This is a genomic window from Nocardia sp. IFM 10818, from assembly GCF_054655275.1.
Genome location: NZ_BAAHJH010000001.1, coordinates 827,218 through 848,688, shown reverse-complemented (window position 1 = coordinate 848,688; position 21,471 = coordinate 827,218). Strand labels below are relative to the sequence as shown.

At 67.9% G+C, this 21,471-nt stretch carries 22 protein-coding genes; 14 read left to right on the top strand and 8 right to left on the bottom strand.

Going from position 1 to position 21,471, the window contains the following annotated elements; translation table 11 throughout:
• Nucleotides 1-43: 43 nt before the first annotated feature.
• From ACYQ5L_RS04070 to ACYQ5L_RS04060, 3 genes are all read left to right on the top strand, one after another.
• Entirely contained in the window at nt 44-1,429 is a 1,386-nt protein-coding gene (locus ACYQ5L_RS04070; protein ID WP_459955571.1) for a HAMP domain-containing sensor histidine kinase, read from the top strand.
• 26 nt (nt 1,430-1,455) lie between these two features.
• Complete coding sequence (locus ACYQ5L_RS04065; protein ID WP_459955569.1) at nt 1,456-2,616, top strand: YhgE/Pip domain-containing protein; 1,161 nt, start codon at nt 1,456-1,458, stop codon at nt 2,614-2,616.
• A gap of 126 nt (nt 2,617-2,742) precedes the next feature.
• Complete coding sequence (locus tag ACYQ5L_RS04060) at nt 2,743-3,030, top strand: hypothetical protein (RefSeq protein WP_459963321.1); 288 nt, start codon at nt 2,743-2,745, stop codon at nt 3,028-3,030.
• A 412-nt stretch (nt 3,031-3,442) separates the two neighbouring features.
• On the opposite strand, the gene ACYQ5L_RS04055 is transcribed toward ACYQ5L_RS04060, so the two are convergent.
• The gene (locus ACYQ5L_RS04055; RefSeq protein WP_459955568.1) at nt 3,443-3,805 is read right to left on the bottom strand and encodes an FKBP-type peptidyl-prolyl cis-trans isomerase; all 363 of its coding nucleotides are present in this window, start codon (nt 3,803-3,805) and stop codon (nt 3,443-3,445) included.
• A 47-nt stretch (nt 3,806-3,852) separates the two neighbouring features.
• Between ACYQ5L_RS04055 and ACYQ5L_RS04050 the strand changes: the two genes are divergently transcribed.
• Together ACYQ5L_RS04050 and ACYQ5L_RS04045 are read left to right on the top strand one after the other, a co-directional pair.
• On the top strand, nt 3,853-4,656 hold the full coding sequence (locus ACYQ5L_RS04050) for a TrmH family RNA methyltransferase (RefSeq protein WP_459955567.1): 804 nt from the start codon (nt 3,853-3,855) through the stop codon (nt 4,654-4,656).
• A complete protein-coding gene (locus tag ACYQ5L_RS04045) occupies nt 4,653-4,946 on the top strand; it encodes a DUF2537 domain-containing protein (RefSeq protein ID WP_459955566.1) in 294 nt (97 codons plus the stop codon). Before ACYQ5L_RS04050 ends, ACYQ5L_RS04045 begins: the two co-directional genes overlap by 4 nt.
• Before the next feature lie 18 nt (nt 4,947-4,964).
• Here the strand turns inward: ACYQ5L_RS04045 and ACYQ5L_RS04040 are convergent, their stop codons facing one another.
• The 3 genes from ACYQ5L_RS04040 to serC form a co-directional block, all read right to left on the bottom strand.
• Complete coding sequence (locus ACYQ5L_RS04040; RefSeq protein ID WP_459955565.1) at nt 4,965-5,789, bottom strand: DUF6928 family protein; 825 nt, start codon at nt 5,787-5,789, stop codon at nt 4,965-4,967.
• Nucleotides 5,790-6,144: 355 nt separating this feature from the next.
• The gene (sepH, locus tag ACYQ5L_RS04035; RefSeq protein ID WP_459955563.1) at nt 6,145-7,203 is read right to left on the bottom strand and encodes a septation protein SepH; all 1,059 of its coding nucleotides are present in this window, start codon (nt 7,201-7,203) and stop codon (nt 6,145-6,147) included.
• A gap of 201 nt (nt 7,204-7,404) precedes the next feature.
• Entirely contained in the window at nt 7,405-8,529 is a 1,125-nt protein-coding gene (serC, locus tag ACYQ5L_RS04030; protein ID WP_459955560.1) for a phosphoserine transaminase, read from the bottom strand.
• A 176-nt stretch (nt 8,530-8,705) separates the two neighbouring features.
• Here serC and ACYQ5L_RS04025 point away from each other — a divergent pair, with 176 nt between their 5' ends.
• Nucleotides 8,706-9,479 carry a hypothetical protein gene (locus ACYQ5L_RS04025; protein ID WP_459955559.1) on the top strand — a complete coding sequence of 258 codons (774 nt, stop codon included), beginning with the start codon at nt 8,706-8,708 and terminating at the stop codon, nt 9,477-9,479.
• A gap of 15 nt (nt 9,480-9,494) precedes the next feature.
• Here the strand turns inward: ACYQ5L_RS04025 and ACYQ5L_RS04020 are convergent, their stop codons facing one another.
• Nucleotides 9,495-9,668, bottom strand: a complete 174-nt coding sequence (locus ACYQ5L_RS04020) for a DUF1272 domain-containing protein (RefSeq protein ID WP_459963320.1) — start codon at nt 9,666-9,668, stop codon at nt 9,495-9,497.
• 165 nt (nt 9,669-9,833) lie between these two features.
• Here ACYQ5L_RS04020 and ACYQ5L_RS04015 point away from each other — a divergent pair, with 165 nt between their 5' ends.
• Nucleotides 9,834-10,613: an RDD family protein gene (locus ACYQ5L_RS04015; RefSeq protein ID WP_459955558.1), complete on the top strand. Its 780-nt coding sequence runs from the start codon at nt 9,834-9,836 to the stop codon at nt 10,611-10,613.
• Nucleotides 10,614-10,720: 107 nt separating this feature from the next.
• On the opposite strand, the gene ACYQ5L_RS04010 is transcribed toward ACYQ5L_RS04015, so the two are convergent.
• A complete protein-coding gene (locus ACYQ5L_RS04010) occupies nt 10,721-11,863 on the bottom strand; it encodes a citrate synthase 2 (protein WP_379192764.1) in 1,143 nt (380 codons plus the stop codon).
• 101 nt (nt 11,864-11,964) lie between these two features.
• On the opposite strand from ACYQ5L_RS04010, the gene pdxH reads away from it, so the two are divergent.
• The 5 genes from pdxH (at nt 11,965) to ACYQ5L_RS03985 (ending at nt 17,650) form a co-directional block, all read left to right on the top strand.
• Entirely contained in the window at nt 11,965-12,690 is a 726-nt protein-coding gene (pdxH, locus tag ACYQ5L_RS04005) for a pyridoxamine 5'-phosphate oxidase (protein ID WP_459955556.1), read from the top strand.
• A gap of 178 nt (nt 12,691-12,868) precedes the next feature.
• Nucleotides 12,869-14,170 carry an MFS transporter gene (locus ACYQ5L_RS04000; protein ID WP_459955554.1) on the top strand — a complete coding sequence of 434 codons (1,302 nt, stop codon included), beginning with the start codon at nt 12,869-12,871 and terminating at the stop codon, nt 14,168-14,170.
• 157 nt (nt 14,171-14,327) lie between these two features.
• Nucleotides 14,328-15,641 carry a citrate synthase gene (locus ACYQ5L_RS03995; RefSeq protein ID WP_459955552.1) on the top strand — a complete coding sequence of 438 codons (1,314 nt, stop codon included), beginning with the start codon at nt 14,328-14,330 and terminating at the stop codon, nt 15,639-15,641.
• A gap of 347 nt (nt 15,642-15,988) precedes the next feature.
• A complete protein-coding gene (locus ACYQ5L_RS03990) occupies nt 15,989-17,188 on the top strand; it encodes a GNAT family N-acetyltransferase (protein WP_459955551.1) in 1,200 nt (399 codons plus the stop codon).
• 72 nt (nt 17,189-17,260) lie between these two features.
• Nucleotides 17,261-17,650 carry a YccF domain-containing protein gene (locus ACYQ5L_RS03985; protein WP_459963319.1) on the top strand — a complete coding sequence of 130 codons (390 nt, stop codon included), beginning with the start codon at nt 17,261-17,263 and terminating at the stop codon, nt 17,648-17,650.
• A gap of 90 nt (nt 17,651-17,740) precedes the next feature.
• Here ACYQ5L_RS03985 and ACYQ5L_RS03980 read toward each other — a convergent pair whose 3' ends face one another.
• Nucleotides 17,741-18,178, bottom strand: a complete 438-nt coding sequence (locus tag ACYQ5L_RS03980) for a MarR family winged helix-turn-helix transcriptional regulator (protein ID WP_379192754.1) — start codon at nt 18,176-18,178, stop codon at nt 17,741-17,743.
• Nucleotides 18,179-18,300: 122 nt separating this feature from the next.
• Between ACYQ5L_RS03980 and ACYQ5L_RS03975 the strand changes: the two genes are divergently transcribed.
• On the top strand, nt 18,301-18,540 hold the full coding sequence (locus ACYQ5L_RS03975) for a DUF2530 domain-containing protein (RefSeq protein WP_459955550.1): 240 nt from the start codon (nt 18,301-18,303) through the stop codon (nt 18,538-18,540).
• Between the two features lie 20 nt (nt 18,541-18,560).
• Here the strand turns inward: ACYQ5L_RS03975 and ACYQ5L_RS03970 are convergent, their stop codons facing one another.
• A complete protein-coding gene (locus ACYQ5L_RS03970; RefSeq protein WP_459955548.1) occupies nt 18,561-20,636 on the bottom strand; it encodes a neutral/alkaline ceramidase in 2,076 nt (691 codons plus the stop codon).
• A 127-nt stretch (nt 20,637-20,763) separates the two neighbouring features.
• Between ACYQ5L_RS03970 and ACYQ5L_RS03965 the strand changes: the two genes are divergently transcribed.
• Nucleotides 20,764-21,378, top strand: a complete 615-nt coding sequence (locus ACYQ5L_RS03965; protein WP_379192748.1) for a TetR/AcrR family transcriptional regulator — start codon at nt 20,764-20,766, stop codon at nt 21,376-21,378.
• The last annotated feature ends 93 nt before the right edge of the window (nt 21,379-21,471 follow it).

Here is a 21,471-nt window from a genome sequence, read left to right as displayed (position 1 = left end):
GCGCGATAATGCTGTGGTCACTGAGAATGATGCAGGCAGCCGAATGAATTGGCGCCGTTCGTATTCGGTGCGAACGCGCGTCGCCGCGGCGGCCGCGCTGGGCGCGACCATCATTGTGGCGGTGCTCAGCTGGGTCACCATCTACGCCATCGAGCGCAACAACATCACCAATGCCGATCAGCAGCTGGCGGTGGCCTCCCGGGTGGTGCTCATCGAGCCCGTGATCGCGGTGACGGTGCTGAATGTGCTGGGGCCCAGCAATGATCTGGCCGTGACCGTCCGCAATACCGACGGATCCCTGGCCAGCACCTCGGTGCAGCTGCCCGAACTGCCGACCGGCAAGCAGACCGTGACCGTGGGCGGGGAAACCTATCGGGTGCTCACCACCAGTGAGAATCAGCCGACGGGACGCGTTGTGTCCCTGGGGCTTCCGATGACCGCGACGGAACAGGCCACCGCCGCCCAGCGGCGCTGGGTGCTGTGGGCGGCGCTGGCGTCGGTGGCGGCGGCCGCGGGACTGGGCTGGCTGTTCGGCGGCCGGGCGGTGCGGCCCATCGTGAGCCTCACCCGGCAGCTGGACCGGCGCGGGCCCAATGGCGATCCGGACGCGCCGCTTCCGGTGGACGGATCCGGGGTGCGCGAGGCCGACAAGCTCGCGGAGGCCGTCAACACCATGCTGGAACGCGTGGACAGGGCGCAGGCCGAGACCGCCGCGGCCCTGGAGACCGCCCGCGATTTCGCCGCCGTCTCCGCGCACGAACTGCGCACCCCGCTCACCGCCATGCGCACCGATCTGGAAGTGCTGCGCACCCTCGATCTGGATGAGGCGCAGCGCATCGAGATCCTGGCCGATCTGCAGCGCAGCCAGAATCGGGTGGAGGCCACCCTGGCCGCCCTGGAGCGTCTCGCCGCCGGTGATCTCACCAATGAGCGCGATCATGTGGAAACCGATGTGGCCGAGGTCTGCGATGCCGCCGCGCACGACGCCATGCGGCATTTCCCGGAGCTGAAGGTGCGCATCGACACCGACGCCGAACTGCTCACCCGCGGCCTGCCGACCGGGCTGCGGCTGGCCATCGACAATGCGCTGGCCAATTCGGCGCGGCACGGCAAGGCCACCGAGGCGCTGCTGTCGGCGCATCGCGCGCCGAACGGGCACATCGTCCTCACCGTGGACGACAATGGGCGCGGCATTCCGGCGGCGGAACGCGATGCGGTGTTCGCGCGGTTCTTCCGCGGCAGTCAGGCCAGCAAGGGCGGTTCCGGGCTGGGTCTGGCGCTGGTCGCGCAGCAGGCGCAATTGCACGGCGGCCGAGCCTATTTCGATGACGGTCTACTGGGTGGTGTCCGTTTGGTCCTGGAATTGCCGGACCGCAACACGCCGCGGCCCGAACCATTTACGGAACTCTCAGACAAACGCCAGAGCTAGCGCCATTCGGTACCTCTACGGTCTGAATGGTGTTCGGAAAACGCACCCGCTGGGCCCTGTTCGTACTGCTGCTGGCAGCCGCGGTCGCCGCGGGTGCGGTCGCGCTCCTGCGGCTCTCGCCCGCGCCGACGGGGGTGGCGCTGATCAACGCCGATACCGGGCCCACCGGCGAGCGCGTGGTGAAAGCCCTGCAGGACAGCGGGACCCGGGAATGGGACGTGGTGGACGAGGCGAGCACCGCCGATTACGCCGCCATCATCACGCTGCCCGAAGACCTGTCCGCGTCGGTTTCCTCGCTGGCCACGGACAAACCGCAGCAGGCGCAGGTCACCGTGACCACCCACGACCGGGCCGACGCCGGCACCGTCAATGACGCGGTGAACGAGGTGACCAAGCAGATCAGCGCCGCGGGGCTGGATTCGTTCTTCGCGGCCATGAACTCGGCGCGGGGGCAGGTTTCGCAGGTCGCGTTCACTTCGCAGCTGCTCAGCGCCGGGGTGCAGGCCGCGGCGGACGGGGCGGGGCAGTTCAGCGGCGGGGCCGATCAGCTGCTGTCGTTCCTGGAGCAGGCCAAAGTCGGTGCGGCGCAGATGACCTCGGCCATCGCGCAGCTGAATACCACCGTCGCGGCGGCGACCGCGCAGGCCAATCAGCTCGCTGACGCGCTGGCGGCGACGGGGGTGACCGTCGGGCAGATCACCGGCGCGACCACCTCGCTGAGCGACGGCATCAATACCGTGGTGCCGTTGCTGCAGGCCCTGCCGTTCGCGGGGGATCCGCAGCTGGCCTCGATCATTCAGCAGATGCAGAGCTTGCAGACCATTGCGAATCAGGCGGGCGGGCAGCTCAGCGGGGTCGGGCAGATCACCGGGACCGAGGTCACCGCCGACACCACGATCAGCCAGTTGCTGCGCGATGCCGCCACGCGATTGAGCGATGCGGGGGCGCAGTTGAGCCAGGGGGCCCAGCTGGCCGAGCAGATTCCGCAGATCGCCGATCAGGGCAGTACGCAGCTACTGACCGCCATGCAGGCGCTGACCACGGGGGTCACTCAGCTGCAGGCGGTCACCAATACCCTCGGCGCCCAGGCCAATCAGGCCTTGAACTCGCTGCCCGCGCGCAGCGTGCCGCAGCAGTCGCTGATCTCGTCCATGCTCGCCGATCCGGTGGAGATCGTTCGCAAATAAGTCTGCAAACAATCAGCAACAATCGGCGGTTCGCTTGGTTACAATCGTGTCCGAATAGCTCTAATTGCTCTGATCGCCCGTTTCACTGTGCTCCTGAACCGCATCGGAGAGGAAACGATCGTGAGCATGCTGCTGGCCGCGCACGACATGTACGGCACGGTCCTGGCCCAGATGGGCAACCCCACCGCCGAAACCCCGCCCGTGGCGGACAAGCTCATGAAGTTGTTCCGCTATTTCACCTGGTTCACCCAGATGTCGGGCATCGCCGCCATCACCTACGGCGGCGGACGCTTCGCCTGGGAGAAGTGGGGCGGCGGCGGCCTCCAGTCCCCCAAGATGATCGCCAACGCCATGGTCGGCGGTGCTACGGCCACCAGCGCGGGAACGATCATGAATACCGTGGTCGGAGGGTGAGGTAGCCCAGTTTCTCGGCTGAAGAAGCGGGGCGCTGTATCTTTCCCAGGGGCTCCGCCCCCGGACCCCGGTGGTCGGGGCTAGCCCCCAAGACCCCCATTGGGGGCTGCGCCTCCAAGCCCCCAAAAGACACAAGCGTTCAAGGGCCGAGCACGACAACGGCTCCAGCCTGGAGGGCTGGAGCCGTTCGAGTGGAGGGTCGGGGGCCTGGCCCCCGCATTCCCTTCCGGGGGGGTTCGGGGGCTCGGCTCCCGAGTTCTCCCCCCGCATTCCCTTCCGGGGGTTTGGGGGCGCAGCCCCCGAGTTCTCCCCCCACATTCCCTTCCAGGGGTTTGGGGGCGCAGCCCCCGAGTTCTCCCCCCACATTCCCTTCCAGGGGTTTGGGGGCGCAGCCCCCAAGTTCTTTCCGTCCTCAGCTGAGGACGTCGAGCAGGTCGATGATGAAGACCAGGGTCTTGCCCGACAGCGGGTGACCCGAGCCTGCCGGGCCATAGGCCAGGTGCGGCGGAATGGTCAGCTGGCGGCGGCCGCCGACCTTCATGCCGGGGATGCCTTCCTGCCAGCCCTGGATCAGGCCGCGCAGCGGGAAGGTGATGGACTCGCCGCGCTTCCACGAGGAATCGAACTCCTCGCCGCTGTCGAACTCGACGCCGACGTAGTGCACGTCGACGGTGTCGCCCGGCTTGGCTTCGGCGCCTTCACCCACCACGAGGTCCTTGATCACCAGCTCGGTGGGGGCGGGGCCCTCCTGGAACTCGACTTCGGGCTTGGTCATGGACTGTCCTCTTCTTTAGGGGATCGCGGTCGTGACAACCTTAGGCGGTGGCCGAAGTGATCGATATCGACGACCCCGCGGATCCGAGGATCGCGGATTTCCGGGACCTCAATTCCGCGGACCGGCGCCCGGACCTCCCGGGCGGGAAGGGCCTGGTCATCGCGGAGGGCGTGGTGGTGGTGCAGCGCATGCTCGCCTCGCGGTTCACTCCGTTCGCGCTGCTCGGCGTGTCGCGGCGGTTCGAGCAGCTCGAAGAGGATCTGGCGGGGGTGAATGCGCCGTATTACCGGACATCCGCCGAGGTGATGGCGGAGGTCGTCGGGTTCCACCTCAACCGGGGCGTGCTGGCGGCGGCGCGGCGGCCGCGGGAGCTCACCGCCGAAGAGGTGCTGGCCGAGGCTCGCACGGTGGCGGTGCTGGAGGGCATCAACGATCACGAGAACCTCGGCTCGATCTTCCGGAACGCCGCCGGGCTGGGCGCGGATGCGGTGCTGTTCGGCGACCGCTGCTCCGATCCGCTGTACCGGCGGGCGGTGCGGGTGTCGATGGGCCACGTGCTGCGGGTGCCGTTCGCCCAGTTGCCGGGCTTGCCGGGCAGTCTGGACATGCTGCGCGACAGGGGTTTCCAGATCATCGCGCTCACCCCGAATCCCAAGGCCGGGACCCTCGCCACCGCCATGACCGGCGACAAGGTGGCGCTGCTGCTCGGCGCGGAGGGGCCGGGGCTGACCGAGGAGACCATGGCGGCCAGCGATATTCGCGCCCGCATCCCCATGACACCGGGCACCGATTCGCTTAATGTGGCCACCGCCGCAGCCATGGCCTTCTACGAAAGAGTGCGAGCACAGTGAGCTACCCGCCGGACGGTCCCTACGGATACGGGTATTCCGAGCCGACCCCCTGGGCGGCCGGAATCATGGTCGTGGTGATCGTGGCGGTGCTGACGGCGTGCGGGGTCTACGCGTTCAGCGCGGCGCTGTCGGAGGTGCATCCGGTGGTGGCGGTGCTGGTGAATCTGGTGGCGGTGGGCGGCGCGGCGCCGACGGCCTGGCGGTGGCGATTCGCGCCGGTGACCCGGTGGGTCATCGCCGGGCTCGCCGCCGGCGTGCTGCTCGGCTGGTTCTCGCTGATCTTCGGCTAGGTCTCAGGACACCAGGTCTCAGGACACGCGGTCGCGGCCGCGCAGCCAGCTGAACAGGCCGCGTCTGCCATTGTGCTCGACCTGGGTCTCCGGCGGCGCCTCCGGTTCGGGCGCCTCACCCTTGGGGAACAGCGAGAAACCGCAGACCTCGATCTCCTCCGCCCGCAGGGGCGTCCGGTCGGGCGGCGGCGCGTCCAGATCGATGGGTTCGCCGTCGGGCATGGTCATCTCGATATCCGGCGGCGGGCCCTGGGGTTCGGTGTCGACGGAAACGCCGCCGCGATACCGGAATCCGAGCCAGATGGCATTGGCCGCGTCCGCGAAATCCGGCGGATCGAACGGCAGCAGTTGCGGATCCGGCAATTCGCCCGGCGCGAGTTCGATGGGATGCTCACCCGCCCAGTAGGGCCGTTCCCATACCAGCGGCAGCCCGGCGTCCTCGAGGATGTTCACCCGCGTCGCGCTGAAGGAGCGGCGGAATTCGCCGCGCTCCCAATGGGCGAAGGCGCCCCAGCCGAGCGAGAGGTCGTAGGAGATGAGGAAGGTGTGCTCGGAGGCGAGCGGGCGCACCAGCAGCTCGGGCAGTTTCGTCGGCCGGGGCAGCGCGGCCTGGGTGGAGCAGACCACGGTGACGCCGGGATAGCAGCCGATATAGACGGATTCGGGATCGGGCCCGGCCCACACCTTCATGGTGCCGGAGGCGGCGGGCACCACATCGCGGTCCGGATTGAGCTGCCGGGCCAGGGCCCAGGCGGCTTCGGGATCGGGTCCCGGGTGTGCGCGCAGGACGGCGACCGGATCGGGGGCGTCGACGTACCAGATGGACGACACTGTGGATGGCACGGTCCGGCACCTCCCGAATTGCTTGTAGTCAAGATGGCAAATCTTGAGCAACACTCGGCGGCCGTGTGTGCGCCTCGGCGTCGGATCGCCCGGGCAATCACCGCCACCAGTACAAAATCTACCCCCACCACGGCCGGAAATGTCGCTGTTGCTCGAGCCGGTTCTCGGCGCGGCGAACTCGCGACCGCGCATTAGGTTCGGACGAAACAGTCAAAGATCGAACAGGGCGTCCAGCTCGGGGCGAATACCCGCATCGATTCGGCAATCCCCCCGCCCGCACGGGGCCACAGCAACCGGCGCGCAACAGGATCAGCGGTTCAGCGAACTTTCAGCGTCCGGAAATTTCGCGCGGAAATCAGTGTCCGGAGCTGCGCACGCCTAGGAGCACGTCCTCCCAGGACGGCATGGGGGCCTTGCCGCCGCGCTTGGCGCGATTCGGCTTCTGCGCGTTCGGCTTGGCGGCCGGCTTCTCCGCGGCGGGCGCCGGTTCGGCGGCAGCGGCGGCCGGTTCGGCCGCGGCCGGAACCGCCGGAGCCGGAACCGAATGCTCGGGCGTCGCGGGCGGATTCGGCGCCTTGGGCGCGACGGGGGCCGACGGCGCGGGGGCCGGAGCCGGAGCGGCGGCCGTGGGCACCGGCACCGTACCGTCGCCGACGGCGGCGCGCTGCTCGAAATAGCCGTCCAGGCTCTCCTGATTCGCCGACCGGGTGGGCGCGGCGTATTCGGCCCGCTCCTCCCGCGCGGCGGGCGCGGGGGCGCGCGGCGCGGGCGGTTCCGCGACCGCGGGCTCGGACTGATCCGGCAGGATGGTCGCCAGGCCGCGCAGGGCCCGGCCGAAATCGGGATCGATCAGATCGCCGGCCGGATCATCGAGCGGGACCACCGATCCGCCGTGCGCGTCGGGCTGGTAGCGCCAGTGCGCGGCGATCACCGAACGACCGGCCTGCCACTGCAATTGGGCCACCCAGTAGCCCTTCTCGTCCTTCCAGGCATCCCATTCGGCGACCTCGATATTGTGGCCGCGCTCGGCGAAGGCCGCCGATACGATGTCGATGAGAGTTTCCACCGCCGGACCGTCATTGCGGACCGGATGCGCCTTCTGCGCCAGCTCCGCGGCCCGGGCCCGTTCCAGCAGTACGGGATACGCGAAGCGCTCCACGCGGCTGGAGGGCATTCCGGATTCCTCGGTCACCTGCTCCACCGAGGCACCGGCACGGATTCGAGCCTGGATATCGCGAGGACGCATGGTGGCTTCCGTTTCGATCTCGATCTGGCCGAATCGGGCAAGGTCTCCACGGGCGGCGGCACGCAGTTTGTCATCGGCGGCCAGCCGGTACTTCTGGCCGGACTCGGTATCGATGCACACGATATGCGCGGAATCGGGCGTCAATCCGATTACTCGAAGTTCACGCACCGTTACCTCCTTATCACTGCATCACACACAGCGCTGCGTCCATCACAGCTATATCGCCGGGCTCGCGACCGTCGGTCCGTCCCCGGGAATACCGCCCACGTTCTGGAACAGTAGTGCACTTCTGTGAATCACGGGGCAAGACACGCGGCGCGGAAATCTGTCGCCAGACTCCCGCGCCGCATTAGCTTGTGTGGTTCGGCATCAGCCGATCTGGCCGACCACCCAGTCGATGCAGCGCGTCAGCTGCGACACGTCCTCGGGATCGATGGCCGGGAACATGCCGACGCGGAGCTGGTTACGACCCAGCTTACGGTACGGCTCGGTGTCCACGATTCCGTTGGCGCGCAGGATCTTCGCAACCTGCGCCGCATCCACCGAATCCACGAAGTCGATGGTGCCGACCACCTGCGAGCGGTGCGCCGGATTCGCCACGAACGGGGTCGCGAATTCGCTGGTCTCGGCCCAGGAGTACAGCCGCGAGGAGGAATCCGCGGTGCGCTTCACGGCCCAATCGAGACCGCCGTTGCCATTGAGCCATTCGATCTGATTCGCGAACAGCAACAGCGTGGCGAGCGCCGGCGTGTTGTAGGTCTGGTCCTTGGTGGAGTTGTCCACCGCGATGGGCAGCGACAGGAATTCCGGAGTCCAGCGACCCGAGTTCTTGATCTCCTCCACGCGCTCCAGCGCCTTGGGGCTCATGAGCGCGATCCACAGACCGCCGTCGGAGGCGAAGCACTTCTGCGGCGCGAAGTAGTAGACATCGGCGTCGGCCATGTTCACCGGCAGACCGCCCGCGCCGGAGGTGGCGTCGATGGCGATCAGCGCGTTCTCCGAACCCGCCGGGCGGGACACCGGAATGGCGACACCGGTGGAGGTCTCGTTGTGCGCCCAGCCGATGAGGTCGACCGAGGGATCGGAGGTCGGCTCGGGCGCGCTGCCCGGCTCGGCCTTCACCACGATCGGATCGCCGATGAACGGGTTGCCCTTGGCGACCGAGGCGAACTTGGAGGAGAACTCGCCATTGCTCAGGTGCAGCGACTTCTCACGGATCAGGCCGAAGGCGGCCGCGTCCCAGAACGCGGTGGTGCCGCCATTGCCGAGGACGACCTCGTAACCGTCGGGCAGCGCGAACAATTCGCGCAGACCCGAGCGCACGCGGGCCACCACATCCTTGACCGGCTTCTGCCGGTGGGAGGTGCCGAACACGGAAGCGCCGGTATCCACCAGGGACTGCAGCTGTTCGGGACGCACCTTGGAGGGTCCGCAGCCGAACCGTCCGTCGGCGGGCTTGAGATCGTCGGGGATGGTCGGGAACGCAGAGGTCATGGCGACAAGGGTAGAGGTTGGGTGTATCCGCGCACGCGAGTGGGTAGCCACTGCCGACCCGCAGCGGCCAACGCTCATCTCGACATTCGATAGCCCGCGAACAAAACTCTCGATCGACGAGCCGGCATGCGAGTAATGGTGTGTCGGGGGCCACACAGCCATTACGGTGTACGGCCATGAACATGGCCGCGCACGAGCGACCTGACACCGATTCCGACGATTCCGGGTCTCCCGCGAAATCCGGACGCGCGCAAGGCCGTAACCCGGCGGACGAGGGTCCGCGCCCGGGCTTGTTCACCCGCCTGTCCTCGCAATTCGGCTCGCGCGGCCTGTCGCGCCGCGGTCCCGCGCTCGATGATGCCGCGCGCCGCGAACTGCTCATGCACGGTGCCGAGGGCACCGCCACCATCCTCAGCGTCCGCTCCGGCGCGCGGAGCGCGAGCACCGCGCCGGCTGCCGGACCGGAGCCGGGCTGCGAATTCTGGGTGCGCATCAAGCTGGAGAGCCGGCATCCCTACGAGACCCGCGTGCGCCAGCGCGTCACCGCGGCCGATGCGGAGTGGATGCGGCCCGGTGACGAGGTCGCCTGCCGGGTGGATCCGGGCGACCGCGATCGCGTCGTCCTGTTCGTCCCGCCGCCGGGCGAGACCACCCGCACCAATATCGCGAAGATCCTCAGCGACGGCCGCCGCGCCCGCGCCACCGTGCTCGCCGCCGCCCCGCTCGCCGCCGACTACACCGGCCGCGACGATCCCATCCTGCGGCTGGATCTGGAACTACACGCCTGGGACGAACCGTCCGCGTGGCGGGTTCGCCTCGTGCAGCCCGTCCCGCTGGCGGCACTGGAACTGGTGGATCTGGGCAGGCACCTGGAAGTCGCGTTCTTCACCGTCGATCGCGGCGAATCCGTGGCCGTGGACTGGGCGGCGTCGGCCGACGGCAATGCGTAAGGGCCGGAGCCCGATTCACCCCTGAGCGATCCGGCGGGGCCTGGCAACCAGCTGGCCACCACAGTTCGGGCATTGGTAATTCATTGTTCGACCGCATGTTTCACAGAATGTGCATTCGTATGAGCAGATCAGGGCGGCACCGTCAGCAGGTAACTCGGCAACCTCGCATCGCTCGCAGCGAGTCCGCATCTCGAGTGCCACCGTTCACCTCCGTGCCGAATCCCTCCGGACGCCCATGGATTCCGGGGCATCCGGCATCCGCCTCACGTTATGAGCCGGAATGCTCCAGACTGTAGCGCGGTGCGGTCGCCCAACACGTCCGCATTGTCTGCTCCAACTTCAGCTAGGACCCGAATGACCTACCCGAATAATCCCTACCCGCAGCAGCCGCAGCAGCCGGGCGGTTACCCGCCGCAGCAGCCGGGGTACGGCGCACCGCAGCAGCAGTACGGCCAGCCCGCCTATGGCGCGCCGCAGCAGCAGCCGCAACCCGCTTACGGCGCACCGCAACCCGGCTACGGCGCACCGCAGCAGCCCCAGTTCGGGGCGCCCCAGCAGCAGTTCGGCGCACCGCAGCAGCAGTTCGGCGCGCCCCAGCCGCAGTACGGCGCACCCCAACCGCAGTACGGCGCCCCGCAGGGCGGTTACGCGCCGTACGGCGCTCCGCAGGCTCCCTATGCCAGCTGGGGCCAGCGGGCGGGTTCGTTCCTGCTCGACTACCTGATCGTCGGCGTGCCCGCCGGCATCCTGTACGGCCTGGCCGCGACCGTCGGCACCGAGCCGATCGAATGCGATTTCAGCAGCTCGTACAGCACCGGTTGCACCGGCGGCGGATACTCCGCGGTCGGCATGATCCTCATGCTGCTCGGCTGGCTGATCGCCATCGGCGGCACCATCTACCTGGGCTATCTGGAAGGCAGCACCGGACAGACCCCGGGCAAGAAGGTGGTCGGCCTGCGCACCATCCGCGAGGCCGACGGTCAGCTCCTGGGCGCCGGCGCGGGCGTGGGACGCAAGTTCGCCCATATCGTGGACGGCCTGCCGTGCTACATCGGCTACCTGTGGCCGCTGTGGGACGCCAAGAAGCAGACCTTCGCCGACAAGATCGTCAAATCCATCGTGGTGAAGGCCTGATCGTTCGCGGCTGACCGGCGGGAGCGGGGCGTTCCCGTTCGGCCGGCCCGGACAGCAGTGTGGCCCGCAGCGGATTCCGCTGCGGGCCACCTGCTTTCAGCGCTCTGTTACTTGCGGACCACGTTCTCCCAGCCGATGACCGTCTCCGCCTTGCGCGGGGCCGGGCCGGTGTAGATGGCGGCCGGGCGCACCAGCTTGCCCAGCTTCTTCTGCTCCAGGATGTGCGCACACCAGCCTGCGGTGCGGCCACAGGTGAACATGGCGGGCATCATGTGCGCGGGCACCTCGGCGAAATCGAGGATGACCGCGGCCCAGAACTCCACATTGGTCTCGATGGCGCGATCCGGGCGGCGCTCGCGCAGCTCGGCGAGGGCGGCCTGCTCCAGTGCGGCGGCCACCTCATAGCGCGGGGCGTTCAGGCGCTTGGCGGTGGCGCGCAGCACGCGGGCGCGCGGGTCCTCGGCGCGGTAGACGCGGTGGCCGAAGCCCATGAGCTTTTCCTTGCGGTCCAGGATGCCCTTGACCAGAGCCCGTGCGTCCCCGGACTTCTCGACCGCTTCGATCATCGGCAGCACGCGGGCCGGGGCGCCGCCGTGCAGCGGGCCGGACATGGCGCCGATGGCGCCGGACAGCGAGGCCGCCACATCCGCGCCGGTGGAGGCGATGACGCGGGCGGTGAAGGTGGAGGCGTTCATGCCGTGCTCGGCGGCCGACACCCAGTAGGCGTCGATGGCCTCGATGTGCGCCGGATCCGGGTCGCCCTTCCAGCGGGTCATGAACCGCTCGGTAATGGTGGTGCACTCGTCGATCTTCTTCTGCGGCACCGCGGGCTGGTAGATGCCGCGCGCGGACTGCGCCACATAGGACAGCGCCATGACCGAGGCGCGCGCCAGGTTCTCCCGGGCGGTGTCGTCGTCGATATCGAGCAGCGGCTGATACCCCCAGATCGGAGCCAGCATGGCCAGGCCGGCCTGCACGTCCACGCGTACGTCGCCGGTGTGCACCGGCAGCGGGAACGGTTCGGCGGGCGGTAGACCACGGCCGAATTCGCCGTCCACCAGCAGGGCCCAGACATCGCCGAAGGTGACCCGGTTCGCGACCAGGTCCTCGATGTCGACGCCGCGGTAGCGCAGCGCGCCGCCGTCCTTGTCCGGTTCGGCGATATCGGTGGTGAATGCCACCACGCCTTCGAGGCCGCTGACGAAGTCGGCGGGGACGGCAGGGCTGGGAACCGCAGCGCTGGCAGTCATGGTGTGACTCTCCTTGCAAATCGGGCCGCCCGATTTGAGGGGCGGCCACGCCGATCAGTTAGACCTTAACGCGCGGATTACCCAGGAGTAACGTCTGGCCCATGCGCGACCAGGAGAAATTCGCCACTTCCGACCTCGATCTCGCGGCCCTGCGCGTGGAGTACGGCGTGGACGCCGGCGACAATCACCCCGGCCTGGAAACCGACCTCGACGAGAGCTGGCTGGCGGGCGGCTGGGAGCCGTTGCTGCGCAATTGGATCGAGCACGCGACCAGCGCGGGCGTGCGGGATCCCAATGCCATGGTGCTGGCCACCGTGGAGGTGACCGAGTCCGGGCCGCGGCCGTCCTCGCGCACGGTGCTGTGCAAGGGGCTCTCGCCCGAGGGTGTGACTTTTTACACGAATTACGAATCCTTCAAGGGCCGCCAGCTGATTGCCACTCCCTACGCCTCGGCCACCTTCGTGTGGACCATGCTGGGCCGGCAGGTGACGGTGCGCGGACCGGTGCGCCAGGTCGCCCCCGAGGTCACCGCCGTGTACTGGCAGTCGCGGCCGCGCGGATCCCGCCTCGGCGCCTGGGCTTCCCAGCAGTCGCGCACCATCGCCTCGCGCGCGGAGCTGGACCGGCAGATGGATGAATTCGAGCGCCGGTTCGCCGACGTCGAAGACATTCCGGTGCCGCCGTTCTGGGGCGGTTTCCTGATCGAGCCGGAGACCGTGGAGTTCTGGCAGGGCCGGCGCAGCCGCATGCACAACCGCATCCGGGTGCTGCTGGAGCCGGGCAACACCGATATCGCGGCCATGAAAGTCGAGCGCTTGCAGCCCTGAGCTGTGTTTATCCCAGGGGCTCTGCCCCCGGACCCCCGGTGGTCGGGGCCAGCCCCCAAGGCCCCCATCGGGGGCTGCGCCCCCAAACCCCTGAAGTGTCATGCATCACTGCCGATACATGGGATGACCGCCGAAAAAGGCTGGTTCCAACACAATTCATCCCATTAATGTGCAGTCAGTGAAACTGCTCGCCGACATAACCCCGCTCCGGAACCCCGACTACCGCCGCCTGTGGACCACCGGCGTAGTCACGGTCATCGGAGCGCAGTTGTCGGTGGTAGCGGTGCCGAAGCAGCTGTGGGACATCACCCACAACTCGTCCTATGTCGGCCTGGCCGGATTGTTCGGCCTGGTTCCGCTCATCGTGTTCGGCCTGTGGGGCGGCGCGCTCGCGGATGTGATGGACCGGCGCAAGCTGCTGCTCATCACGGGCAGCGGTACCGGCCTCACCGCCTTGGCCTTCTGGGCGCAGGCCGCCGCGAACCTCAACAACGAGTGGCTCATCCTGGTGCTCTTCGCCGTGCAGCAGGCGTTCTTCGCGGTGAACCAGCCCGCGCGCGCCGCCATCTATCCGCGCCTGCTGCCCGCCGAACAACTGCCCGCGGCGAATTCGCTGAGCATGACGGTATTCCAGTTCGGCGCCATCGCCGGACCGGTCGCCGCGGGCATGCTCATCCCGGTGACGGGGCTGTCCACGCTGTACCTGCTGGACGCCGTGGCCCTGCTGGCCACGCTCTGGGCCACCTGGAAACTCCCGGCCATCCCGCCCACCGGCGAATCCCGCCGCGCCGGCCTGCGCGAGGTCTTCGACGGCTTCGCCTATCTGGCCACCCAGCGAATCCTGCTGGCCTCCTTCGCCGTCGACATCGTGGCCATGGTCTTCGGCATGTCCCGCGCCCTGTTCCCGGAGATCGCCTCCGACACCTTCCCCGGCTCCGACGGCGGCGGCACCGCCCTGGGCATCCTGTTCGCCGCCATGTCCGTCGGCGCGGTGCTCGGCGGCATCTTCTCCGGCTGGCTCACCCGCGTCCGCCGCCAGGGCCTGGCCGTGATCTGGCTGATCGTGCTGTGGGGCCTGGGCATGGTCGGCTTCGGCCTGGCCGTCGGCGGCGCGGGCGGCCCGCTGAGCGCCACCGTCGCGCTCTGGGTCGCCTTCACCTGCTTGGCCTTCGGCGGTGCGGTCGACATGTTCTCCGCGGCCCTGCGCACCACCATGCTGCAGTCCGTGGCGACCGACGAAATGCGCGGCCGCCTGCAAGGAGTCTTCATCGTGGTGGTGGCGGGCGGCCCCCGCATCGGTGATGTTGCGCACGGTTTCGCGGCCGCCGCCGTGGGTACGGCCGCGGCCGCCGCAGGCGGTGGCCTGCTGGTGGTCATCGGCATGATCATCTCGGCTCTGGTCTTCCCGGCATTCCTCCGATACCGGGTTTCACGAGCCCATTCGGAGGTACAAATCGCGGGTCATGCCAATAACACATGACCGCACCGCGCCTCACCTCACAACGATGTGACTGTGAGGTAGTTATTGGCGACCCTCGTTAGTCGGGCCATCCGGACAGCGGCTAGCGTTGACGGCAAGCGCGTCGTACGCCACCGCGTCCGATGCCTACGGTTTCAAGCCTGAGAGGGATCCTTCCGTGCCCGCTGAGAACATCATCAACGTCGACGACGACGCCAAGCCGGTACTGACATACCCCGGTGGCGAGTACCCGATGACCGTCGCCAAGGCTGTCGAGGGCAACGACGGGATCGACCTGGGCAAGCTGCTGGCCAGCACCGGGTACGTCACCTACGACCCCGGGTTCATGAACACCGCGTCGACCAAGTCGGCCATCACCTACATCGACGGTGAAGCGGGCATCCTGCGCTACCGGGGCTACCCGATCGAGCAGCTGGCCGAGAAGTCCACCTTCATCGAGGTGAGCTACCTACTCATCTACGGCGAGCTGCCGACCCAGGCGCAGCTGGACGACTTCACCAACCGGATTCGCCGGCACACCCTGCTGCACGAGGACCTGAAGCGGTTCTTCGACGGCTTCCCGCGCAACGCGCACCCCATGCCGGTGCTGTCCTCCGCGGTGAACGCGCTGTCGGCCTACTACCAGGACTCGCTCGACCCGCGCGATCCCGAGCAGGTCGAACTGTCCACCATCCGACTACTGGCCAAGCTGCCCACCATCGCGGCCTACGCCTACAAGAAGTCGGTCGGCCAGCCGTTCCTGTACCCGGACAACTCGCTGAGCCTGGTCGAGAACTTCCTGCGCATGACCTTCGGCTTCCCGGCCGAGCCGTACGAGGTCGATCCCGAGGTCGCCGCCGCGCTGGACATGCTGCTCATCCTGCACGCCGATCACGAGCAGAACTGCTCCACCTCGACCGTGCGCCTGGTGGGCTCCTCCGACGCCAACCTGTTCACCTCCGTCTCCGGCGGCATCAACGCGCTGTGGGGCCCGCTGCACGGCGGCGCCAACCAGGCCGTGCTGGAGATGCTGGACGAGATCAAGGCCAGCGGCGGTGACGTCAAGGAGTTCGTCCGCAAGGTCAAGAACAAGGAAGACGGCGTGAAGCTCATGGGCTTCGGGCACCGCGTCTACCGCAACTACGACCCGCGCGCGACCCTGGTCAAGAAGGTCGCCGACCAGATCCTGGCCAAGATCGGCGGCGACGACCAGCTGCTCGACATCGCCAAGTCGCTCGAGGAAGCCGCGCTCACCGACGACTACTTCATCGAGCGCCGCCTGTACCCGAACGTCGACTTCTACACCGGCGTCATCTACCGGGCCATGGGCTTCCCGACCCGCATGTTCACCGTGCTCTTCGCCATGGGCCGCCTGCCGGGCTGGATCGCCCACTGGCGCGAAATGCACCGCGAGCCTTTGAAGATCGGCCGCCCGCGCCAGATCTACACCGGCTACGAGGAGCGCGACTACAACGGCATCACCCTGCGCTGATCGCTTCGCACACGACGGAACCCGCTCTCATCGAGAGCGGGTTCCGTCGTTTCCGGGGAAGAACAACTCTCGTAACTCTCAGGGGCGAGCCCCTGAAACCCCAAGAGATCAGAGTTCGGACTCTCAGGGGCTCGCCCCTGAGAGTCCGAGAGTTGCGTTCCTCCGCAAGGAATCTTTAAGGAAGTCACCAGCCCCCACCGGCATAGTTCTTGTCAAGGGAGAGAGGGACTCCCGGGGGGACGGGGATCGGTACCTGCCACGGAGGGGGTGGCAGGTACCGGTCCCCCAGTGGCGTGCCCGGTGAAAATCAGATGCGTCGGTCCCCGGATTCATGGGATGGTCGGCCAATGGCATCCATCACCCTGCGCTCTGCCACCCCCGAGGACCGCCCCCGCATCCGGGAGCTGTTGTCCACCTGCTTCGGATCCCGCTCCGACCCCTCCGAGCACGAGCACGCCGCCGAACTCTTCCCCATCGAACGCGCCATCCTCGCCGTGGACGGCGACCAGATCGTCGGTCACACCGTGGACCGCACCATGACCGTCACCGTGCCCGGTCTGAACACCGTGCAGGCCTGCGGCGTCTCCGCCGTCGGCGTGGCGCCCACCCATCGCCGCCGCGGCATTCTGCGGCAGCTCTACACCGAGCTGCACCGCCGCGCCGAGGCCGACAACCTGCCGCTCACCATGTTCACCGCCAGTGAGGGCACCATCTACGGCCGCTTCGGCTACGGCCCCTCGACCATCCGCCACGAAATCTCCATCGACCGCCGCAGGGCCGAATTCCGGCCCGGCACACCGGATCCCGGCGGCGTGCGGATCGAGCTGCTGGATGACGCCAAGGACCATCTGCGCGCGGTGTACGACCGCTGGCGCCGGCTGGTCCCCGGCGCGCAGGTCCGCCCGGAGGCCAACTGGCAGCTCTGGTTCGCCGATCCGGAGCGCTACCGCGACGGCGCCTCCGGGCTGTTCGTACTCACCCATCCCGACGGCTATGTGCTCTACCGGCGCAAGTGGGGCGACAATGGCGAGAACACCGCCGGTGTGGCCGAATTCTGCGCGGTGACCCCCGACGCGCACATCGCGCTGTGGCGGGTGCTGCTCGGCCTGGATCTGTGCACCAAGGTCGAGGGCAGCCTCACCGAGAACGATCCGCTCCCCTACCTGGTGACCGATCCGCGGCTGGTGAAGGTGACCGACCGCTACGACGGCATGTGGACGCGCGTCATGGACGTGCCCGCGGCGCTCACCGCGCGCAGCTACCGCGCCGATCTGGATGTCGTTGTCTCCGTGGTGGACCCGTTCCGCGAAGCGGGCGGCGCCTTCGCGCTGCGCGTGCGCGACGGCGTGGCCGAATGCGAGCGCACCGACGCGGCACCCGATCTGGAGCTCGGCATCGACGTGCTCGGCAGCCTCTACTTCGGCGCGCACCGGGCGCGCGTGTTCGCCGCGGCCAATCGCATCCAGGCCAAGGACGCGACCGTGCTGCGCTCCTTCGACGAGGCGTTCACCACCGATCGCGACGCCGAGCTGGGCTGGTTCTTCTGAGAAGTCCCTGATTAAGGGTTATCCCTGATGCCGGCCGCCTGGGCGGCTGGCATCCTGGAAGGCGTGAAACCCATCCAGCTCGTACTGAACGTCCTCTGGCTCGTCCTGGTCGGCTTCTGGATGGCTGTCGGCTACCTGATCGCCGGGCTGATCTGCTGCATCCTGATCATCACCATCCCATGGGGCATCGCCTCGTTCCGGATCGCCTCGTTCGTGCTGTGGCCCTTCGGCCGGGAAGCGGTGGAGAAGCCGGGCGCGGGCGTGCCGTCCATGCTCGGCAATGTGGTCTGGTTCATCGTGGCCGGCTGGTGGCTGGCGCTGGGGCACATCTTCACGAGTATCGCGCTGGCCATCACGATCATCGGAATCCCGTTCGCCTGGGCCAATTTGAAGCTGGTCCCCGTCTCACTGTTCCCGCTGGGCCGCGAAATCGTCTCCAGCGACCGCGCTTTCGGGGCGTAAGGGTTTCAGGGGCGGGGGTTTCAGGGGCGGGGGTTTCAGGGGCGGGGGTTTCAGGGGCGAAGCCCCTGAGAGTCCCGAGAGCTGGGCTTCTTATTCGGATTCGTCGACGATCTGCTTCATGATGGCGACCGCCTCGTCGAGCACCTTCAGCTGATCCGGGCGCAGGCCCGAGAGCTGTTCGGTCATCCACGCCTCGCGGGCGTGCGTCTCGTCGGCGATGAGGTGGCGCCCGGCCTCCGACAGCGACACGATGATCTGCCGCCCGTCGGTGGGATGCGGTTTGCGTTCCACCAGATCCATTTCCGACAGCGACGCGATCACCCGGGTCATGGACGGGGGCTGCACGCGCTCCTTCGCGGCCAGCGCGCCCGGCGTCATGGCGCCCTCGCGATTGAGGGTCGCGAGAGCCGACAGCTGGGTCAGCGAAATCTGGGCATCGGCGCGCCTACCCCGCAAATGTCGCGTCAAGCGCACCACCGCCAGTGAGAGTTCACCAGCGAGCGCTCGAATATCGGAAGGCGTTGTCACAGAGGCAAACGATACGGGACCATGCGCGAGCAGGACGCCTGTTCGCCCGCTCCACCTCCGCCGACTCACCGCGGCGGGATCCTCGGCGCGCCGGGCCGGCCGGGTCGGCCTAGGGTGAAAGGGTGACGCCCCCCGTTCCGGAGATTCCGCCCCGGTTGACCGATCCGCGGCCGGTGCTGGCTATCGGCACGCTCGCCTTCGCCATCGCCACCGTGGCGGTGTGGCTGAACGACAGCTGGGCCGATGCCCGGCCGGTCTGCCTGATGGGCCTGGCCGTCGGACTGCTCGGCTACACCATCTACGCCATCCAGCGCCGGGGTGCGCGCCGCGGCGACAAGGGCGCGCAACTCGGCTTGGACTGATCCGGACGCGGCCGGATCGATCAGCGGATCTCGAACTCCGCGCTGACGCCGGTGAACGGGCGCAGCGTCCCGTCCCCGGTGAGCTGATCCGCGAAATGCTGGAACCGGTAGCGTCCGGGCGCGGCGTCCACCGGAATATCCCAGGTGAAGCGGGCGACCGAGACATTCCCGTCGCGCTTGCTCCAGAAGAACTTCACCGCCCATTCGCCCTCGTTGGCCACCCGCGACCAGCCGGAACCGGCGGCGCGCTGCACTTCCAGGAAGGTGCCGCCGCGCCGTGGATTGTGCTTGGGGTGCGCGGAGACGAACTCCACCGCCGCCTGCTCACCGCGCGCATAGGATCCGGCGGGCTGGGTGAGGACATCGCCGAAGGCCGTGCCGGGCAGGGTCGCGTCCGGTCCCGGGGCGGCCACGAAATTCGGCTGCATATTCGAGATGTCACGCGGCGCCGGACCGCGCGGCACCGTCTGCTGGGCGGCGAATGCCGTTGCCAGCCTGTGGAATTCCTGTTGATAGGCCGGAAGCGTGTACCGCCCGTACAGGGTTGAGCCGCCCTCGTACTGCTGCGCGTCGTATTCCTCGGGCGTCGAGACGTACTCGTGGTAGCCATTGGCGTAGCCCTGCAGCAGCACCTGCTCGAGGTCCACGTCCAGCGCCGCCGCCACGGTGCGCCGGATGCGCAGCCCGGACACGATGGTGAATTCCGCACCGCCGCAGGCCAGGTAGAGCTCGCCGATGCGGACGATCTGAATCGGCACCACATTCGGCACCCAGCCGGCGGGCGGCAGCAGGCCCAGCGGCGCCACGATGGCCTTGGGGGCCTGGGCGTCGGTGAGCCAGTCCGGCACCGGCTGGTTCACGCCCCCGAGCGCGTCCACGAACGGATTGCGCACGCCCTCGGGAATCGGCACGCCCGGCAGGCCCGGCCCGTCCTCGGTGCTGCCGGCAATGAGCGCGACGCCCGCACAGGCGGGTGCGGTGTGCCGCGGCCCGCCGGTGCCGGTCCAGCGCGCGTCCACCTCGATATCGGCGATATCGATGTAGCAGAGCAGGCCGCCCACCGGTCCGCGCAGCGGCCGCGCCGCGGCGAGCGCGGCCTTCCCGGCGCGATATTGGCGCTCACCGATGATGCGGGTGTTCTCGAACTCGTTGTCGGTGGGCCCGGAGGTGGGGCTCAGGTTCAGATTCGGCGACATATCGCCGGAGTTGGTCTGCGGGAAGGCGGCAATGAAATCACAGCCGTCCAGATATCGGACGCCGTGCTCGCCGTGTTCGAACGCGAAGGACGCGTAACCCTTGTTGTCGCCGCTGATGAGCCGGTTCTTGTTGCTCATCGAGGTGTTGTGGGTGGCGAACCAGGTGATCGCACCGACCGGTCGGCCACCCTTGTGCAGCGACAGCACCGTGACGGCCGGATCGATAGCATTCGGAAAATACTGTTTGTCGGCTTCGGGATTGCGCTCGAAGGCGATTCGGGAACGATTCACACTGGCGTCGTGCAATTCGCTGCGCCCGATATGCAAGGTTCCGGGTCCGAGATCGGCGTCCGCGGCGGCGATGGCCTCCACGATCGCCGCCACCTCGATGTCGTACACCTGTTGCTGGAAGCCGAGAATCGAGAGGTTGTAGGCGTAGTCGTGGGCGGCGCCGCCGCAGGTGGCGTGCGAATGCGTGGAGGTGAGCAGCACGTTCTGCTCGGTGTAGCGATCCCCGAAGCGCCGGGCCAGGGCTTCCATGACACCGCGGTGCACGGATCCGAAGATCATGCCGTTGTCGGCGATGGCGTAGACGATGCGCTGCCCGCCGCCGGCGATCACGTAGGCGCGGACCCGGGGGCGCAGATGGATTCCGGCGGTGTCCTGCCCGAACTGCGAGTAGCCCATCATGCCGCATTCGGCGGCGGGCCCGGTGATGTCGGAAATGCCCACGCCGATCAGGTAATCGCCCGAATCCGCACGAGCCTCGCTTTTCGGGAGGGCCAGGGAACCCGCGGCGGCGAGCGCGGCGGTGCCCGCGGCCGCTGTGGCCAGCACCGTTCGTCGCGAGACCGAACCGGTGTGTTCCCGCTCGGCCGTTTCCTTGTCCGGCACCGCCATTCGCGCCTCCTCACGTGTTGGATGCGAGCGAACCACAGAACTGGACGTACGTCCAGGCGAGATTTTCGGAGCGTGCGAATTGACTGCACGCGCCGCGAGCGCTTAACTCTGCGGGGTGTCCTCCCGATTGAGCGTCGAAGAACGACGGGCCCACCTTATCGAGGCAGCCATCGGCCTTGCCGAAAAAAAGGGCGTGGCAGGAGTTACCACGCGCGATGTGGCGCAGGCAGCCGGTGTTTCCCTCGGTGTGGTGCATTACTGTTTCGAAAACAAGGACCAGCTCATGACCGAGCTGGTCAAGGCCCTCTCGATGGAATTGCGAGATTCCGTCGATGCCAACGAAGCGGTATGGCAAGACGTCGGAACTGGAAAAGAAGCGCTTCAAAAATTGGTGCGCGCCGGTCTGGAACTGATGTGGTTGAACATAGAAGCCACACCGGAACGCCAGCTGCTCACCTACGAAACGACCACCTACGCACTACGCGAAGGTGAACAAACTCCGGCAAAACTCGCTATTGCCCGCGAGCAGTACACCTTCAACGACTCCACCGTCGCCGACATCATCGAGCACGCCCGCGAGGCCACCGGCACCCAGTGGACCGTCGGCGTCGGCACCCTGAGCCGCTTCATGCTCGCCACCATCGACGGCATCGTGCTGCGCTGGCTGGTCGACAATGACAGCGCCGCCGTCCGTGAACAATTGGACGTGCTCGCCACCATGATCACCTCGTACGCCGCCTGATTCGCCGGTCCGTCGTAGTCTGATTCGCCGGTCCGTCCGGCGTGCGACCCGCTGGTCATCCCGGCGTGCTCTTGGCCGGGATCTCCCACGGCG

Bases quoted from the DNA above. Each gene is read 5' to 3' on its own strand.
- ACYQ5L_RS04055 (WP_459955568.1), bottom strand. From the start codon at position 3,805: ATGACCAAGCCCGAAGTCGAGTTCCAGGAGGGCCCCGCCCCCACCGAG.
- ACYQ5L_RS03970 (WP_459955548.1), bottom strand. From the start codon at position 20,636: ATGGCGGTGCCGGACAAGGAAACGGCCGAGCGGGAACACACCGGTTCG.
- ACYQ5L_RS04010 (WP_379192764.1), bottom strand. From the start codon at position 11,863: ATGACTGCCAGCGCTGCGGTTCCCAGCCCTGCCGTCCCCGCCGACTTC.
- serC (WP_459955560.1), bottom strand. From the start codon at position 8,529: ATGACCTCTGCGTTCCCGACCATCCCCGACGATCTCAAGCCCGCCGAC.
- ACYQ5L_RS04020 (WP_459963320.1), bottom strand. From the start codon at position 9,668: ATGCGGACTCGCTGCGAGCGATGCGAGGTTGCCGAGTTACCTGCTGAC.
- ACYQ5L_RS03990 (WP_459955551.1), top strand. From the start codon at position 15,989: ATGGCATCCATCACCCTGCGCTCTGCCACCCCCGAGGACCGCCCCCGC.
- ACYQ5L_RS04070 (WP_459955571.1), top strand. From the start codon at position 44: ATGAATTGGCGCCGTTCGTATTCGGTGCGAACGCGCGTCGCCGCGGCG.
- pdxH (WP_459955556.1), top strand. From the start codon at position 11,965: ATGCGCGACCAGGAGAAATTCGCCACTTCCGACCTCGATCTCGCGGCC.
- ACYQ5L_RS04065 (WP_459955569.1), top strand. From the start codon at position 1,456: ATGGTGTTCGGAAAACGCACCCGCTGGGCCCTGTTCGTACTGCTGCTG.
- ACYQ5L_RS04015 (WP_459955558.1), top strand. From the start codon at position 9,834: ATGACCTACCCGAATAATCCCTACCCGCAGCAGCCGCAGCAGCCGGGC.
- ACYQ5L_RS04060 (WP_459963321.1), top strand. From the start codon at position 2,743: ATGCTGCTGGCCGCGCACGACATGTACGGCACGGTCCTGGCCCAGATG.
- ACYQ5L_RS04025 (WP_459955559.1), top strand. From the start codon at position 8,706: ATGAACATGGCCGCGCACGAGCGACCTGACACCGATTCCGACGATTCC.